This is a genomic window from Sulfurospirillum halorespirans DSM 13726, assembly GCF_001723605.1.
In the GTDB taxonomy this organism is placed as follows: domain Bacteria; phylum Campylobacterota; class Campylobacteria; order Campylobacterales; family Sulfurospirillaceae; genus Sulfurospirillum; species Sulfurospirillum halorespirans.
This window is the reverse complement of sequence record NZ_CP017111.1, coordinates 2,822,992-2,839,650: the sequence shown is the minus strand read 5'-3', so window position 1 is coordinate 2,839,650 and position 16,659 is coordinate 2,822,992. Positions and strand designations below refer to the sequence as shown.

Genomic DNA, 16,659 nt, shown 5'->3' with positions numbered 1-16,659 from the left:
TACATGTAAGGATTTTTCCTTACATGTGAAAAAAGTTCGTAAAATAGATTTGACAAGTCAAAAATATCAATACTAAAAACAATAAAATTGTTAGTGTTCGTATATCTTCATTTCGATTTTGTATTCTCACACACTCTTCTGTATCTTGTTTTATCATTTGAAGTAGAGTATTTAATTCAAGTGAATGGTCATTTTGTATGATTTTTTTAACAATTTCAGGAGAGTGTTTGAAGAAGTAAGTATTGTAAAATCTATAAACAAAATGTGCAATAACTTGATCTGAGTTTTTTTCTTTTAATTCAAACCACCGTGATGACTTACTTAAGAAGGAAGGCATAGGAACAAATTCTATATCAGAAATTAGACATGTAGTAGTGTTGTTAATGATAATTTTTTCTTCAAAGATTTCAAGCTGAGAATATCTACGCAGTAAAAATTTCATTGACAATAAAAATAGCACGATAGTTAAAAAAAATACTCCCATTACAATTAATAAAGTAATAGACAGTGCTAAGGATTCAATGAGATTTTTATGTCTTACTATCGCTATGATGAGCATAATATTTAAGCCTAAGATGATGGGCAACATAAAAAAATTAAAAAAGCTCTTTAAAATTTTTTTAGTTAGGTTTTCATAGGTTAACGATACTAATAAAGTCTTTTCATTTTGCATAGATTAGCTCTGTTCTTTGGAGTATAAAAGTTTATTCTCTAATTGTATCCAATTTCAAAAATTATTTTTACTTCTGCGAAATCCCCACAAACTGGCTCAAAATCCTCTGCAAACTAGCTTCTTCAACCTCTTTTTTGGGCGTCGTTACAATCTCTCTGGGCGCGACAACGGCTCCGAGTTTTGAAAACTGTAAACGCATCGCGTTGCAGACGTCATTTCCTCCCACGCCTGAGTGCGTTGCGAGTTGGACGTATTTTAGGGTGAAGAGTTCTCTGAAATCCTCACCGTTTCTGGAGAGCCATGCGATGACGTTGGTGAGTGTTGGCGGAATGGAGTAGTTGTATTCGGGCGATACGACGATGTAGCCTGAAGCGGTTTTCATGGTGCTTGAGAGCTCCGTGATTTTGCTTGGAATGCCGTCATTTTCCTCTTTTGTTGAGTCGTACAAGGTGATGTTCAAATCGACTAAATTGATGATTTTGCTTTTGACGCCCAGTGTTTCTAGGCTTTTTTCTATTCTTCGTGCCAACTTCATATTTTCATTTAAACTTGCGACCAATAGTACATACATAATGCGTCCTCCTTCAGATAGCGTTAGGGTGATTATAGTACGAACACATTACAGGGTCAAGAAGAAATGAGGTTAAAATGGTTTTACATGTAAAGATTCAGCTGAGTATTTTTTCCATCGAAAAATTGACGATCATTTGCCCATTTCTCTTGATATCATTGCGCGTGAGTGCGACAAAACCTCGCTTTTCAAAAAAAGGTTTTGCCACGATGGAGGCTTCGAGGAATAAGCGTTTTATGCCTTTTTGCTGTGCTACATTTTCTGTGTACGCATAAAGTGTGCTCATCACGCCACACTTTTGATACGTTGGATGCGTGTACGCGCAGTCGATATGCCCGTTCTCTTCGAGCTCTATGAACCCGACAATGGTTGTTTCCACCATCGCCACAAAAGGTTTTTTAAGAGAAAGCCTTTTCTCCCAATACGAATAATTAGGGGGCGTATGCGCCCATGCTTCTTGCTGTTCAAGCGAATAGATAGCAGGGTCAATCGCATGCACGCAGGCGTGATGGAGGTTAACAATTTCGGTGGTAAATTGAGTGTCAAAGGGGTGGATCGTTATGGGCATTGTTTAGCGTGATTGTTCCACAAAATCTTCCGCCTCTTTTTGACGAATCACCGCGGCGACCTCTTTATCAACGATGGTTTGTCCGATGGGTGCGAGTGAAATGAGCGCCAGTTTAAGGTGTTGGATCGCAAACGGAATGCCGATGATCGTTACAAAGCACGCAATGGCAGACATAATGTGCCCAATGGCAAGCCAAATACCAGCAAAGACAAACCAAAAAACGTTACCGATAAGCCCCAATGTTCCCGTGCCGATGTCCTCTTTTTGATGCAGTGATTTGCGGCTAATGGACTCTTTGCCAAAGGGGAAGAACGTAAATTGACCGATGACAAAGCAGGCTTTTGCCCAAGGAATCCCAACAATCGTAAGCAAGGCAATGACGCCAAAAAACCACCACGAAAGCCCCATAAAAACGCCACCTAAAAGAAACCACAGAACATTGCCAAGTAGACGCATACGTTATCCTTTTGTTTTGAGGTATTGTACTTGAAAATGGGTTAGATGAAAGAATGCGCTCAACGGTGGAATGTTACAAACGCATCAAGGCTAATGCGAGGTGTTCGGTAGCTGTTGATGAGTGCTTCTTTATCTTCATATCCGAGCGCCATACCGCACAGCAGAAGCATGTTCTCTGGTGTTCCAAGCTCATCTTTAACGATACTTGGAAATTCAGCCAAAGCGGCTTGTGGGCAGGTCGCTAACCCTTTTTCTGTGGCACTCAGCATAACGGACTGCAAAAACATACCATAGTCGAGGTAGGAGCCTTTTTCTAAATTCGCGTCGATAAAAAAGTAGAGTACTACGGGTGCATCAAAGGCGCGGTAGTTGAGTTTCCATTGTTCGATTTGCCTTGGTTTGTCCTCTTTGGCGATGCCCAGTGTGCTGTACATCAAAAGCCCTGTCTCTTTTCGGCGACTTTTATAGGGCTCTTCCCACGTGGATGGGTAATACGCATAGTCCATGACCTCTTTAAAACCTTGCTCAAAGGCTTCGATGACTTTGGTTTCCAGCGTGCATTTTTTCTCACCAGTCACGACACACACGTGCCACGGTTGCATATTGACACCTGAGGGTGCTTGTTTGGCATCGTTTAAAATCGCTTGGATGAGTGTTGGTGAAACTTCCTTGGGTAAAAAAGCGCGTGCGGATTTTCGTGTTTTGAGTGCTTCTGATACGGTCATGACTTAACCTTTGCGTAAATTAATGCTTCATTGTACGAAACTTTCTTGAAATTAAATGAAACCGTTTAAAATTAACTTCCATTTTTTAGAAAGATGAGATGGGCTATAATACTATTTTTAATAAAGGATTTGACGTGGCTTCTGCAGTTGATTTTTCGATTATGGCGATTTTTCTTCCCACCTTCTTTTTTGTCTCGGTGACTCCTGGCATGTGTATGACGCTTGCGATGAGTTTGGGCATGAGTATTGGGCTTAAGCGCACCTTTTACATGATGGCAGGCGAGTTAGTTGGCGTGGCAATTGTTGCACTTTCCTCGGTCATTGGTGTCGCGGCGATTATGATCAATCATCCTGATATTTTTACGATTTTTAAATACGCAGGTGGGCTTTATTTGGGCTATTTGGGTGTGCAACTCTGGCTGAACCGTGGCAAGATGGCACTTTCCAATACCGAGTGTTCGGCGACTATCTCCGCGACTTCTTTGGCACTTCAAGGCTTCATTACGGCGATTGCTAACCCAAAAGGGTGGGCATTTTTCATAGCACTTTTACCGCCGTTTATCAACCAAACAAAACCGCTTATTCCTCAAATATCCGTACTTTTAGCCATTATTTTAACGCTTGAATTTATCTGTATGATCATCTACGCGAGTGGTGGCAATACCTTGCGGATCTTTTTGCAAAAAGGCGACAATGTGAGGTTGATGAACCGCATTGCAGGCACATTAATGCTTGGTGTTGGTATCTGGCTCGCGTTTGGATAAGTCTTTACATGTAAAGAAAAATCCTTACATGTAAACGTTTGACGAAATTTTTTTGGGCTTGAATCTCACCGCTTGATGCAATGGGTTTTGGATGCACGCGAGTTGATAGTCGATCATCGCGTGAAACGGGGTGAGAAACGCTTCTAACTGTGCGTGTTTTATCGTCTCGATTTGCCAGTGACTTAGAAGCTCTAAAACCGTGAGTGTGGACTCCATGGTCGATAAACAGTACTCCAGCGGTTGCTCTTTGATCTTAAACTCTGAACGCTTCGTGGGCTCAAAACTGATGTGCGCCAGTGCGTGCAAATTCTTACTCTCACGCATCATTTTCAGCGAACATGCCCATGTCGAATCGATGAGAAAAATCGCCATAGGCTTGTTTACATGTAAAGCTTTTTCGCTCAGCGGATTTTCATGACTCAGGTTGATCGCATGAGAAGATGGATAGAGAATGAAACTCTCATGGGTTGCGATGATTTCATTGATGCGCGCATTGTCACTAAAATTAATTCCCATAAAAAGCTCAGAATTTGGAAGCGAGAGGTGTGTGAGATGTCCCGTGCCATTTTTGGTCTTTTTGAACTCTTTGGGGTGCATCAAAACGATAAACTTCGTCTTTGTCTCAATGGATCGAATGTGTCCGCACATGCACGAGCTTTTGGGTCTGTAACAGCTGTAGCACTTTTGTCGATCGCCATACCGTGTTTGCATTAATTTTTAACCTTCTTATTTAATGTAAATTATACAAAAAGAAGCCAAATGGCTCGTTTAAGTGCCCTAAAACCGACTATTTTGGCTATTTTCAAACTATTTTTCGTCAAATGTAACACTCTTTGGTGAAAATGATCTCTTTCATTCATATCTCACATTAAATCTCACAGCTAGTTGTTAAAATTAAGTTAGAAATAAAAAACACTATTTCAAAAAGGAGTAATACAATGAGTAAAGAGACAATGTCAAGACGTGACGCCCTAAGAATAGGTGCTCTTGGAACAGTGGGTGTAGCAATGCTAACTGCTAGCAATGCAATGGCAGCAGCCCCAACGGAGAAAGATGTTAAGTTTGATGAAGAGTACGATGTTATCGTTATCGGTACAGGTTTCGCAGGTCTTGCAGCAGCAGCCAAAGCAGCTGAAAGAGGTTATAAAGTCCTTATTCTTGAGAAAATGGGTCGCGTTGGCGGTAACTCTGTTATCAACGGCGGTGGTATGGCAGTTCCTAACAGCTCATGGCAAAAAAAATACGGTATTGAAGATTCGGGTGAGATGTTTATCAAAGATTGTCTCAAAGCAGGTCTTGGTATCAACCACGTTGAATTATTGGAGACCATTGTTAAACGATCTCAAGATGCACTCGATTTCTCTATTAAATGTGGCGCAAAATGGCAAGATGTTAAACCAGCATGGTTTGGTGGACACTCAGCTCCTAGATCGTTAGTCACTGACAATATGAGCGGATCAGGCGTTATTAAACCGATGCATGAGTTTGTTGAGAAACTTCCTGGTTGTAAAATCATGACACGTACCAAAATGGATGATTTTGTGATGAGTGCGGATGGTACCAGCGTTGTGGGTGTAACAGCTCGTATCAACTACCGTTTTGATCCAAAACTTCTCAGCGATGATGTCGAAAACAAAACAGGAGAGAAAAAAGTTTACAAAGCGAAAAAAGGTGTTGTCTTAGCATCAGGTGGTTTCTCTATGGATAAAGTCTTTAGAAAAATTCAAGATCCACGCCTTGTCGAAGATATGGATGCGACCAACCATGATGGAGCAACTGCTGGTGCATTGCTTAAAGCATTCCAAATCGGCGCACTTCCTGTGCATATTGACTGGATTCAACAAGGACCATGGGCAAGCCCAGATGAGAGAGGTTTTGGTGTAGCACCACTTCTTACGCAACAAGGGTTGTTTAAATTCGGTGTCGCTGTTGATGTTAGAAACGGTAAACGTTTCATGAACGAAATGGCAGATCGTAAAACACGAGCAGACGCTGAGTATGTGATTCTAAGAGAAGCTCCAAAAATGTACCCCGTTGCCATTGGTACGTACAATACCTTTGAAGAGCAAATTTATCCTATCATTGAAAAAGGGTTGGCTGCTGGCGGTGTTATGAAAAAATTTGATACGCTTGATGCCCTTGCTGCCAACTATAAAATCCCTGCGGACGCCCTCAAAGCAACAGTTAAAAAATACAACGAAGACGTGAAAAATGGTGTTGAGGATGAGTTCAAAAAACAAACCCTCAAAGGTGAGTCGCTTAAAGAGCTCAAAGGCGGTGATCCTATCGATATGAAAGGACCATTCTACGCGATTCGTTTGGTGCCAAAACCTCACCATACCATGGGCGGTCTAAAAATCAATACGAAAGCACAAGTCATTTCAGCCAATACCAATAAACCAATCCCAGGTCTTTTTGCTGCGGGTGAAGTAACGGGCGGTACACATGGTGCGAGTCGTCTAGGTAGTTGTGCGATTGCTGACTGTCTAGTATGTGGTCTTGTTGCAGGAGAAAACATTTAATCATGCGTAACAAAAAAACTCTTCTAGCGGTAGGGGTTTTTCTTATCTTCAGTGTGATGGCTTTGGTGGGGAGTGACGTGAACACTTCTTCCCCAAAGATCACCATCACACCTGAACTGAAAGAGAAATTTCCCATGAAGCCTCATCATGAAAAGCTCGCATTTAAATGCGTTGATTGTCATGAGGGTCAAGGAGATGACCCTGAAAATTTTAAAGCGATTGACGATAAAGGGTGTTTATCCTGTCATAAAACAAAACAGTTCTTGGCAGATAGACTTAAATTTATGGATGCATTACATACCAATCCACACAACTCCATTCATGATGGTCCAAAACTCTATTGTGATGAGTGTCACTACGAACACAAAAAGTCAGACAATATGTGTTTAAGCTGTCATAGCAATGATGTGAAACTATGGATGAGGCCGACACCATGATCAAGAAACTATTTCTCATCATCAAAAACAACCTTCTTCTAACGTTGTTGGTTGGGGTATTGGTTGGGTTACTCAGTTCATGGGTGCTGTATGAAGGGCTTCATCGAACGAGTGACGATCGGTTTTGTATCGTGTGTCACGAGATGAAACCCATGGTTGCAGCGTATCATAATGATGTGCATGGCGGAAACGGTAAAGTAGGCATCAAAGTAAGCTGTGTTGCGTGTCACTTACCGCATGACAATGTCTTTGCATACATCGCAACGAAGGCTCGAAATGGCGTTGTAGAAGGAGCGATTCACTTCTTTGGCAATCCTGATGCGATTGATTGGCAAGCCAATCGTGCTAATAGGGCGCATTTTGTAGAAGACACTGCGTGTGCAGGATGTCACACCAACTACAAAACCAATGAAGCGATCAGTGAGCAAGGTCGTAAAATGCATGCACATTACGATAGCTTGAAAGATACGGATAAAGAGATAAGCTGTGCTTCATGTCACGTCGAAGTGGGGCATAAAGGGCTTAGAAGCATGCTCAATTACTATAACCCTGAGTATGAATACTACAAAGGTAAGTTAGACAAACAAAAAGAAGTGGCTGAGAAAAAATTAGCCGAAGAGATGAAATAGAGGCACGAAAGAGAAGCCTCATTGGTTTAGGCTAAATCAATGAGGCATATAGTGATGGCGTTTTACATGTAAAATGCAAAACGGGTAGATAAAGGAGAAAATAATGAAATGGGCTAAATTATCTTTAGTAGCTGTGGCGGCACTAAGTACAATGGCGTATGCGGGCGATTCTTTAGAAGATGCTTTTAAAAACGGTAAAGTGAGTGGTGATCTTAGATTTGTTTATACGGGCGGTAGTAAGTCAGATGCTGTCAATGAAACGGCACCTGTTAATAATGTCAATGTCGGTTCTGTTGCGGTTGAGTTAAGGTACATAACCGATGATTTTAAAGGGTTTAACTTAGGTATTGGCTTTCAATCAGCACATGATCTAGGCTTCCAAAACAGAGATGCGGTCGGTTCCAAAGATCCTGATAGTGAAGATGATGCACGTAACTCTGTGAGTACAACACTACTTTCAGAAGCCTATATCAAATACACGATTTCTAAATCGGACATCATGGTTGGACGACAAAAAATTAAAACACCACTGATTATGACCAGTACAGCGTTTGCACTTGAAGACTCTTTTGATGCTGCTGTATTAACCGTGAGAGAACTCCCTGATACGATGATTAAGTTGATCTATATCCAAGAGTGGCAGATGCGATATGGTAGCGAGGCTGCAGGCAATTCTCAACAAGATGAACACTATAGTGATGGCATGTACTCTCTGTTTTTTAAAAATACCAGTATCAAAGGTTTAACACTTGACGGACAATACCTCACAATCGATGAAGATAAAAAGTATGGTACAGCTCCGTACTCAATCTGGGATGCACCTGTTTTCATAAAAGCGGGTGGGTATGATGAGTATTATCTCCAAGCAGACTACAAACTACCGATTGATTTACCGCTTTCTTTAGCGATGACCTATGCGGGCGCAAAATACGATAATCCAATCATTGCAGGCAACGATGAGGCAACGCTCTATGGATTTAAAGTTGCAACGACACTCAGTGGTGTAAAACTCAACCTGGCTTACACAACGATGGATGATGAAGCGAATTTTCCAGGAACCTTTGGTCATGTCCCTGATGTTATTTCGTACACCGATATGTTAACAAATAACTCCATTTTTGCAGGTGTTGATGGATATTCTATTGAAGCATTGTATGGTTTTGGCATCCCTGGCTTTAACTCAGGGCTTAAGTATGCACACTATACGCAAAGCGATAAAGGAATTATCAATTCTGGTAATGCAATGAACTTAGATGGGGCAGATGAGATAAATATATTGATCTAACCTATGCCTTTAGCGGAGCTTTAAAAGGGCTTAGTACACGTTTATGGGCAGGTTATGGAACGTATGACAATCCAACAGGTGGAACATCGACAGAAGATGATGATTTCATCTATGGACGTTTCTACTTGTCTTATAAATTCTAAAGTATTATAATTAATTTAGGAGTATAATGAAATCGTATACTCCTGAACACGTGTATAACGAGTCCATACTAAGCAACGAAAAGGAGAAAAGTGAAAGTACTTTTTCTTGAACCAGATCGAGCGTTAGCAGACACCATTGATATATTTATGAATCAATTACGTTTAAAAATGAAGATGAAGAAGATACAAACCGAAGAGGAAATCTTTCAAGAGGGTTCTGATTTGGCTGTTTATTCCCTTTTCATTCTCAACCTCAAAAATCCTACCGATCCCGCTATCATGAAGTTTATAAGACAAAGTGGAAGCGATGCGCCTATTTTGCTTATTTTAGACAAAGAAGTCAATACGAACATCCTTAAGACACTCTATTATCTCTCGTATGACGACGTAATCATTAAAGATTTTTCTCCCGATGAGATCGCTTTTAGAATCTATAAACTGTGCCACATTTGGAATGATGATGTTTTTTGCCTTTCCAAAGAGGTCTGTTTTGACTTTAAAAACGCTCTTTTTATTCATCAAGAAGAGAAGACTTTTTTAGGCAAAAAAGAGGCACTTTTTCTCAAATATTTGCTCGCAAAGTCACCGCATGTCGTCTCGTTTGAATAGATCGAATGTTATGTGTACCACAATGAAGTGATCAGCCAAGAACGCGTTAGATCGCTTGTGAGACAACTGCGTGCGAAACTACTTCCGTTTCATTTCATCGAAACAGTCAAAGGCGAAGGCTACAAAATCGTCAATACCAAAATAGAAGAAGAGATTGATAGCACAAAAAGCACTATCATGAAATTTTTCTTACCTTTGTTGCCTTTGGCAGATTCTAGCTTCTGTATTTTTTACATGTAAGGATTTCTGCTTTTGCTGACTATGTGTAATTTCTCTGTAAATTCTCACCGCCAATGCCACTGCCTCATCTTTTTCTGGGGCGGGAAGGCTTGGAAAAAACGCTCCGAGTCCCTCTTTATGATTGGTTTCTAAAAACTCGATCATTAAAGCATAACCGATGATGAACCCATCTTTTTGTTCGAAATTTTCACGAAACCGCTCCAACAATTTCCCTCTCACGTGTGCCCATTTTACGATAAATTTTTTGATGAGCTCTTTATGTTTTTGAAGAGAATTTTGAATCTCCAAGATCTCTTTAAACGTGGTAAAGGTGTTGATAATGTTCAAAAAGAGGCTGATATTGGCTGATTGCATCTGTTCTGAAAAAGCAAGCGTTTTGAGCTCTAGCTTGTCGATAATATAAGCTTCGATCTCTTCAAGATCATTGGATTGCTCGATGAAAAGTTTGAGGCTTTCAGCGTTAATGTCGATGTTTTCAAACCCTTTTTTGGAGATGGTTTCAACATAGTTGTGGATATCCAGTTTGAGTCTGCTAAATTCATCGTCGGCAATTTCAAGAATGCTTGCGATACGTGAGAATTTTCGGCGAAATTCCCTAGGAACGGCGATGTTGGACTTGTAACCGATGTCGTGTTCGATCTCTGCCCACGCGTGTTGTAAAATGGTTCGCACTTGGATCTCAAATTTGAGGTCTTTGTAGTTTTTATACTCTCGAAGTTGTGCGCGTTCGTCGTTGATGGAGCAGATGATGTGATACGAGAGGTAGCCAAAGCGGTCAGGATCGAGAATCTTTTTTTTGTCGATGGAATTAACTTCATCGATTTTAAACTCTTTGGTGAGCAGTGCGACGATTTTTTCAACATCGATTTCAAAATAACTGATGATGCGACAGCCAACAATATCGGTAATTTCGCTGAGGTTTTGGTATTTATTTTTACCGTCTATTTTGCGTGATAAACTGCTTTTCTCTTTGACCCGATTTTCGATGGAGTGGTACGAGATGTTCTCTTGGTCAAGGAGTTCTTTGATTAAAATGTCCATTTTGTCGCTAAAGTTTTCATACTGCTTGAGCTCTTTTTCGTATTCGGCGATGAGAGAATGTTTGTTGTTTTCCACAGTAGTCCTTGGTGTTAGCATGAATTATTTTATAGTATACGAGCTTAGAGTATGCGAAACGGTGTGCAATTTTTTGAATCTCAATGCGTCTATAATCCTTACATGTAAGAATTCAAACAAACGTTTGACTTAAACAATGGTTTGTATTATACTTTGAATACGAATTTCACGATAAGGTACTGAATGTGTTGAAAAATGCCACTCAATCAAAACCATCCAACGCCTCCAAATCCGCTATATTGGAGACCGCCTACAGGCTTTTTGGAGAGCGCTCTTTGGAGGATGTCTCTATTAGAGAACTTGCTAAAGAAGCCAATGTCAATATCTCCTCGATTCACTACTATTATGGGAGTAAGGAAGAGCTTTATTTAGCGGTTGTGAGCAGCATTACAGAGATCATGGCGCAAAAAGCGGGTGAGTTTACGCGTGCTTTTACTGAGGCACAAAAAGAGGGTGAAGCAACAGATGCGTTTTATATCCATTGGCTCAAACATCTTGTGGAGATGATAGCACGCTCGATGATAGGCCGATTGAAAAAAAACAATTATTTACATCGCATTATTATCAGGGAGCAAATGACGCCCTCAAAGGGGTTTGAACTGTTGTATCAACAAGGGCTGGAGCCTGTATTAACCATTTTAGATGATTTGATTGCGCGCATCAGCAAGCAAGAGATAAGCTCTTGCGAAGTCAGAGCTAGAACACATACGTTGCTTGGACAGATTGTTATATTCAGTGTCCAACAACTTACCATCACTCAACGGATGCCTTTTTTGCAGGAAGATGAGGAAAGAAATATGGAGATTATTATTCAGACGATTCTTGAAAATGTAGAGTATATTCTTTGGGGAATCGTTGCCAAAAGGGATCGCTTATGAAAAAAATCATTTTAATTTTAGTGATGGTTATTTTAGTTGCTGGTGGAGGGTATTACTACGTAAGTCACAAAAATGGGCAAGAAAAGCCATTGATTTTTTACGGCAACATTGAAAATCGTACGCAAGATTTATCGTTTCGATTTTTGGGTACGATCAAAAGCATTAGCAAAGACGAAGGCGAGTCTTTTACAAAAGGTGAGCCTTTAGTCCTGCTCGATACCACCACATTGCGCTATCAATTAGAAAATCTCACGGCACAACTCATTGCCGAAAAAGCGACGTTAGCAAAGCTTACCAAAGGGTACCGCGTTGAAGAAATCTCCCAAGCAAAGGCAAGTGTTGAAGAAACAAAAGCAGCCTTAGAGGGGACAAAAGATGTTTATCTCAGGCAGCAAAAGCTTTTTAAAGTCGATGCAACGACAGAGCAAGATTATATCACGGCTAAAACGCAATACGATAAAGCAAACGCCAGCTACGATAAAGCGCTGAGTTATTACGACATGGTGCGAAAAGGGTATCAGGTTGAAGATATTGAAGTGCAAAATGCCAAAGTCATGGCTCTCTCTGCTCAAGCCAAAAGCCTAGAGCACGACATCAAAGACGCAACACTGTACGCTCCAACCCAAGGAACCGTTCTTGCGCGCTACAAAGAGCCTTCTTCCATTGTCTCTGCGGCTCAGAGTATCTTGGAGATTGCGTTGGAAGATGAGTATTGGGTTAAGGCGTATGTGGATGAGCCCCTTTTAGGCAAAATTACGCAAGGTGAGAGTATGTTGATTTACATCGATTCTCGCAAAGAGCCTTATGAAGGGAGTATCGGTTTTATCTCTCCTGTGGCAGAATTTACACCTAAAAACATTGAGACGATGGAGCTTCGCCCTGAGCTTGTGTACCGTTTTCGTGTCATTATTAAACATCCTGATTCGCATTTAAAACAAGGAATGCCTGTTACGATCAAATGTAAAAAAGATACCTAAAAATGACAATCGTCTTGGCGCAACAGCTCTCTAAGAGTTTTCCTAAAGAAAAAAAACCAGCACTTCATGCACTTGATTTTTCGATCAAATCTGGAAAAATTACAGGACTTGTAGGACCTGATGGCGCAGGGAAAACCACACTGATACGCATGTTAGCAGGACTCTTAACGCCCACTTCGGGCACGTTGGAAATTTTAGGAACGCAGATGCCGTGTACACAAAGCTCTCTTTTGCAACAGATTGGGTACATGCCTCAAAAATTTGGGCTTTATGAAGATTTGAGCGTGGATGAAAATTTGAGACTTTACGCCGCTTTGCAAGATGTAGAAGCTCCAAAAGAGCGTATCCAAGAGTTATTGGACTTTACGGCACTCTCCGCGTTTCGTACACGTAAAACGGGCGCACTTTCAGGCGGTATGAAACAAAAATTAGGGCTTGCATGTGCGTTGATCAAAAAGCCAAAGCTTTTACTGCTGGATGAGCCAGGTGTCGGGGTTGATCCGATTTCTCGCATCAACCTTTGGGAGATGATCCAAGCACTTTTAAAAGAAGATGTCGCGGTCTTGTGGGGAACGTCCTATTTGGATGAGGCGGATAAGTGCGATTCGGTTATTTTGCTCAATGAAGGTGTGTGCCTCTACCAAGGCTCACCACAGAAAATGAAAGAGCCTCTTCTCGGAGAAGTCTATCTTGTTACCAACATCAGCACCGATAAACGAAAGCTTCTCACGCACCTTTTACATGCAGAAGAAGTGATGGATGCTGTCTTGGTAGGAGCGTCAATTCGCGTTAACCTTCAAGAAGGAGCATCATTTCCTCTTGCGTATCTAAGCACATTCGATTCTGAAGCGAGTGCTGCTGTATGCTCCCCAACATTTGAAGATGCATTTGTGCGCTTACTAGGCGTTAAAACAGCGCCAGAATCGCTGTTAGCCAATCAAATGTCGCCCAAAGAAGAGCGTGCGGGGCATCTGATTGAGGCTAAAAATCTGACCAAAAAGTTTGGAAATTTTACAGCCACAGATCATATTGATTTTGAGATAGGACGTGGAGAAATTTTTGGTTTTTTAGGGCCTAATGGTGCTGGTAAATCAACGACGTTTAAGATGCTGTGTGGATTGCTTGTGCCCAGCTTTGGAACAGCCTTGGTTATGGGAGAAAATCTCTACACCGCAGGAGCAAAGGTGCGATCCAATATTGGATATATGGCGCAAAAATTTTCACTTTATGGTACGTTAAATATCAAAAATAATTTAGAGTTTTTTGCAGGACTGTACGGACTCAGTGGCGAAAATCGTACCCAAAAGATTGATGATATTATTGAAACGTTTGATTTTAAAGCCCATTTGGAGACAAGAGCGGAATTGCTACCTTTGGGTATTAAACAGCGATTAGCCCTTGCGTGTGCGCTGATGCATGAACCATCCGTTTTATTTTTAGATGAGCCAACCAGTGGGGTTGACCCTATCACACGCAAAGAGTTTTGGACACATATTAACGGGATTGTTAAAAAAGGTGTTTCCGTCATGGTAACAACGCACTTTATGGATGAAGCAGAGTATTGTGATCGGATTATGCTGATTTATCATGGAAAAGCCATCGCCACAGGAACACCCGATGAGCTAAAAGAGCAAGTCTCTCGTGATGCAACGATGGAAGAGGCCTTTATCTACTTGATTGAATCGTACGATAAGCGAGCAAATTCATGAACCGCAAACGGCTCTTCGCACTTTTGCTCAAGGAAACGTTGCAAATCATGCGTGATCCTAGTGCCATTCTTATTGCCGTCATCTTGCCATTGATTTTACTGTTTTTAATGGGCTATGCCGTCTCTTTGGATGCCAAAAATATGTCACTTGGCATTATCAATAAAAGTAACACCAAAGAGGCACATGCCTTAGTCTCTTCGTTTGTTGGCTCTTCTTCGTTTAAGACTCACATGTCTTACGATAAAAAAGAGCTGATGCAATTGCTTCAAGAAAATAAACTCAAAGGTGTTTTAGAAGTGCCTGCGTCATTTGGAAAACATGACGATTATACCCTTCAAATTCTCATCGATGCAACAGAGCCCAATACGGGTGGATTGATTCAAAATTATGCCTCTAAAATTATTCGCAACTGGGCTATTGAGGAGGGAATTATGCCCTCCGCTGGCATTAGTGTTGTACCTCGCTATTGGTTCAATCCTCCACTTTCTAGCCGCTACTTCTTGCTTCCAGGCTCCATCAGTGTTGTTATGACGCTTATTGGAATTTTACTCACCGCGTTGGTTATCGCAAGGGAGTGGGAAAGAGGTACGATGGAAGCGTTAATGGCAACGCCCACATCGATGATGGAAATTATCTTAGGAAAGCTTATTCCCTATTTTATTTTGGGATTAGGCTCGATGATCTTATGTTTTGTGGTGGTCTACTTTTGGTATGACATCCCTTTTAAAGGGAGTTTTGGCATCTTGTTTTTACTCAGTGCTGTTTATTTATTTCCCTCACTGAGTATTGGTTTGCTCATCTCAACTTTGGCTAAAAATCAATTTGTTGCTGCGCAAGTTTCACTTATAGCGGGTTTTTTACCTGCGTTTTTGCTTTCAGGCTTTTTGTTTGAAATTAACAATATGCCTATGGCGTTGCAAATCTTTACGTATATCATTCCTGCTCGGTATTTTGTAGAGTCTCTGCAAACTATTTTTCTGGTGGGAAACATCCCTTCTATTTTTATCAAAGATATGGCGTGCATGTTTTTGGTAGGGCTTTTTTTCTTTACACTTGTGGTGAAAAAAACGAAGAAGGGGTTAGAATGATTGGTCGATTATTAGCACTGATTCGTAAAGAGGCGCTGGCGATTCGAAACGATAAAAAAAGTCTTTTTGTGGTTATTGTGCCACCGCTGATTCAAGTGTTGATGTTCTCTTTTGCGGCAACGTTGGAGATAAAGCATATTGATTTAGCTGTTTTTGATCAAGATGGAACCCATACAAGTCAAGAATTGATTCAAAACCTCAAAGGTTCTGCTTATATCCAAAAACTTGTCCGTGTTGGAAATAACCACGAGATTTCTGAGCTTATCAATACACAACAGGTATTGGCAGTACTCGTCATTCCTAATGGTTTTGGCAAAGAAGTGTTGAACGCCAAAGCCAATGTGCAACTGTTACTCGATGGGCGAAGATCGAATACCGCGCAAATTGCAGAGGGGTATTTAAGCAGCATCGTCCAAACTTTTTTTCTGAGCAAACAACCCGTTACACGTGCGGTTACCATTCAAACACGCTTCTTTTTTAACCCTAATTTGAGTAATTTTTGGTGGATTGTTCCCAACCTTTTTGGCTCTATTACCATGATCGTTGCGATGTTATTAACGGCTCTTTCGATTGCGAGAGAGCGAGAATTAGGGACGTTTGATCAAATTCTTGTCTCTCCCTTACGCCCATTTGAGATTCTTGTTGGAAAGCTGGTTCCTGCTTTGTTGATTAGCATGCTAGAATCCATCTTGATTTTGCTTTTTGCCATCTATCTTTTTGGCGTTCCGCTCATGGGCTCATTAACCATTCTTTATACGGGTGTCATCGTCTTTTTATTTTCTATCTCAGGCATTGGTCTTTTTATCTCAGCGATTTCTAACACGCAACAGCAAGCCATTTTAGGCTCATTTGTTTTCTTGCTCCCTTCCATTTTACTCTCAGGTTTTGCAACACCGATAGAGAATATGCCTTCATGGTTACAGCCCTTAACAGCCCTCACACCTCTTAAATATTATCTTATCCTTATAAAAGGCGTTTTTTTAAAAGACATCTCTTGGGAGATTGCGTGGACACTGATTGTACCGATGTTCTTTTTGGGAATTGTTTTTATGAGTATTACGATGATCTTTTTTCGAAGAAGGTCACGTTAAGGCTTTCATAAAGTCTATTTTTAAGCCCAACTCTTATACAATTAAGAAGTATTAACCAACTTCAAAAAGGAGAGAGCATGGCAAAAAGTAAAGATATGAAAAAAGAAGTCAAGAAGAAACCCGAGAAGTCGCTCAAAGAGAAACGCGAAGAGAAAAAAGCGAAGAAAGCCTAGTTATC

19 protein-coding genes are annotated in these 16,659 nt (G+C 40.9%); 12 read left to right on the top strand and 7 right to left on the bottom strand.

Annotated features, from left to right (window positions below):
* Positions 1–19: 19 nt before the first annotated feature.
* The 5 genes from SHALO_RS14240 to SHALO_RS14220 form a co-directional block, all read right to left on the bottom strand.
* Entirely contained in the window at positions 20–673 is a 654-nt protein-coding gene (locus SHALO_RS14240; protein ID WP_069479111.1) for a hypothetical protein, read from the bottom strand.
* A gap of 67 nt (positions 674–740) precedes the next feature.
* Complete coding sequence (locus SHALO_RS14235) at positions 741–1,244, bottom strand: NADPH-dependent FMN reductase (RefSeq protein WP_069479110.1); 504 nt, start codon at positions 1,242–1,244, stop codon at positions 741–743.
* Positions 1,245–1,341: 97 nt separating this feature from the next.
* Positions 1,342–1,812: a GNAT family N-acetyltransferase gene (locus SHALO_RS14230; RefSeq protein ID WP_069479109.1), complete on the bottom strand. Its 471-nt coding sequence runs from the start codon at positions 1,810–1,812 to the stop codon at positions 1,342–1,344.
* A gap of 3 nt (positions 1,813–1,815) precedes the next feature.
* Complete coding sequence (locus SHALO_RS14225) at positions 1,816–2,268, bottom strand: YccF domain-containing protein (protein WP_069479108.1); 453 nt, start codon at positions 2,266–2,268, stop codon at positions 1,816–1,818.
* A 59-nt stretch (positions 2,269–2,327) separates the two neighbouring features.
* Positions 2,328–2,993 carry a nitroreductase gene (locus SHALO_RS14220; RefSeq protein ID WP_069479107.1) on the bottom strand — a complete coding sequence of 222 codons (666 nt, stop codon included), beginning with the start codon at positions 2,991–2,993 and terminating at the stop codon, positions 2,328–2,330.
* 134 nt (positions 2,994–3,127) lie between these two features.
* On the opposite strand from SHALO_RS14220, the gene SHALO_RS14215 reads away from it, so the two are divergent.
* Positions 3,128–3,757 (top strand): LysE family translocator, encoded by a 630-nt coding sequence (locus SHALO_RS14215; RefSeq protein WP_069479445.1) that lies wholly within the window; start codon positions 3,128–3,130, stop codon positions 3,755–3,757.
* Between the two features lie 24 nt (positions 3,758–3,781).
* Here SHALO_RS14215 and SHALO_RS14210 read toward each other — a convergent pair whose 3' ends face one another.
* Positions 3,782–4,468, bottom strand: coding sequence for a tRNA-uridine aminocarboxypropyltransferase (locus tag SHALO_RS14210; protein WP_084010979.1), 687 nt, complete (start codon positions 4,466–4,468; stop codon positions 3,782–3,784).
* A gap of 227 nt (positions 4,469–4,695) precedes the next feature.
* Between SHALO_RS14210 and SHALO_RS14205 the strand changes: the two genes are divergently transcribed.
* The 6 genes from SHALO_RS14205 to SHALO_RS15410 all read left to right on the top strand — a co-directional run bounded on the left by SHALO_RS14205 (position 4,696) and on the right by SHALO_RS15410 (position 9,622).
* Positions 4,696–6,279 carry a flavocytochrome c gene (locus tag SHALO_RS14205; RefSeq protein WP_069479106.1) on the top strand — a complete coding sequence of 528 codons (1,584 nt, stop codon included), beginning with the start codon at positions 4,696–4,698 and terminating at the stop codon, positions 6,277–6,279.
* A gap of 2 nt (positions 6,280–6,281) precedes the next feature.
* Positions 6,282–6,716 (top strand): cytochrome c3 family protein, encoded by a 435-nt coding sequence (locus SHALO_RS14200; RefSeq protein ID WP_069479105.1) that lies wholly within the window; start codon positions 6,282–6,284, stop codon positions 6,714–6,716.
* Complete coding sequence (locus tag SHALO_RS14195) at positions 6,713–7,345, top strand: cytochrome c3 family protein (RefSeq protein WP_069479443.1); 633 nt, start codon at positions 6,713–6,715, stop codon at positions 7,343–7,345. The genes SHALO_RS14200 and SHALO_RS14195 overlap by 4 nt, the downstream gene beginning before the upstream one ends.
* 103 nt (positions 7,346–7,448) lie before the next feature.
* Positions 7,449–8,630, top strand: coding sequence for an OprD family outer membrane porin (locus SHALO_RS14190; RefSeq protein WP_069479104.1), 1,182 nt, complete (start codon positions 7,449–7,451; stop codon positions 8,628–8,630).
* A 233-nt stretch (positions 8,631–8,863) separates the two neighbouring features.
* Positions 8,864–9,382, top strand: a complete 519-nt coding sequence (locus SHALO_RS14185; RefSeq protein WP_069479103.1) for a response regulator transcription factor — start codon at positions 8,864–8,866, stop codon at positions 9,380–9,382.
* A gap of 27 nt (positions 9,383–9,409) precedes the next feature.
* Positions 9,410–9,622, top strand: coding sequence for a helix-turn-helix domain-containing protein (locus SHALO_RS15410; RefSeq protein WP_238585252.1), 213 nt, complete (start codon positions 9,410–9,412; stop codon positions 9,620–9,622).
* Here SHALO_RS15410 and SHALO_RS14175 read toward each other — a convergent pair.
* The gene (locus tag SHALO_RS14175; RefSeq protein WP_069479101.1) at positions 9,572–10,738 is read right to left on the bottom strand and encodes a GTP pyrophosphokinase; all 1,167 of its coding nucleotides are present in this window, start codon (positions 10,736–10,738) and stop codon (positions 9,572–9,574) included. The two genes, SHALO_RS15410 and SHALO_RS14175, sit on opposite strands and share 51 nt — an antisense overlap.
* 185 nt (positions 10,739–10,923) lie before the next feature.
* Between SHALO_RS14175 and SHALO_RS14170 the strand changes: the two genes are divergently transcribed.
* The 5 genes from SHALO_RS14170 to SHALO_RS14150 are packed head-to-tail and all read left to right on the top strand — an operon-like array spanning position 10,924 to position 16,481.
* The gene (locus tag SHALO_RS14170) at positions 10,924–11,616 is read left to right on the top strand and encodes a CerR family C-terminal domain-containing protein (RefSeq protein WP_069479100.1); all 693 of its coding nucleotides are present in this window, start codon (positions 10,924–10,926) and stop codon (positions 11,614–11,616) included.
* Positions 11,613–12,593 (top strand): HlyD family secretion protein, encoded by a 981-nt coding sequence (locus tag SHALO_RS14165; protein ID WP_069479099.1) that lies wholly within the window; start codon positions 11,613–11,615, stop codon positions 12,591–12,593. Before SHALO_RS14170 ends, SHALO_RS14165 begins: the two co-directional genes overlap by 4 nt.
* A 2-nt stretch (positions 12,594–12,595) precedes the next feature.
* A complete protein-coding gene (locus SHALO_RS14160; protein ID WP_069479098.1) occupies positions 12,596–14,302 on the top strand; it encodes an ATP-binding cassette domain-containing protein in 1,707 nt (568 codons plus the stop codon).
* Positions 14,299–15,390, top strand: coding sequence for an ABC transporter permease (locus SHALO_RS14155; protein ID WP_069479097.1), 1,092 nt, complete (start codon positions 14,299–14,301; stop codon positions 15,388–15,390). The genes SHALO_RS14160 and SHALO_RS14155 overlap by 4 nt, the downstream gene beginning before the upstream one ends.
* A complete protein-coding gene (locus tag SHALO_RS14150; protein ID WP_069479096.1) occupies positions 15,387–16,481 on the top strand; it encodes an ABC transporter permease in 1,095 nt (364 codons plus the stop codon). The genes SHALO_RS14155 and SHALO_RS14150 overlap by 4 nt, the downstream gene beginning before the upstream one ends.
* The last annotated feature ends 178 nt before the right edge of the window (positions 16,482–16,659 follow it).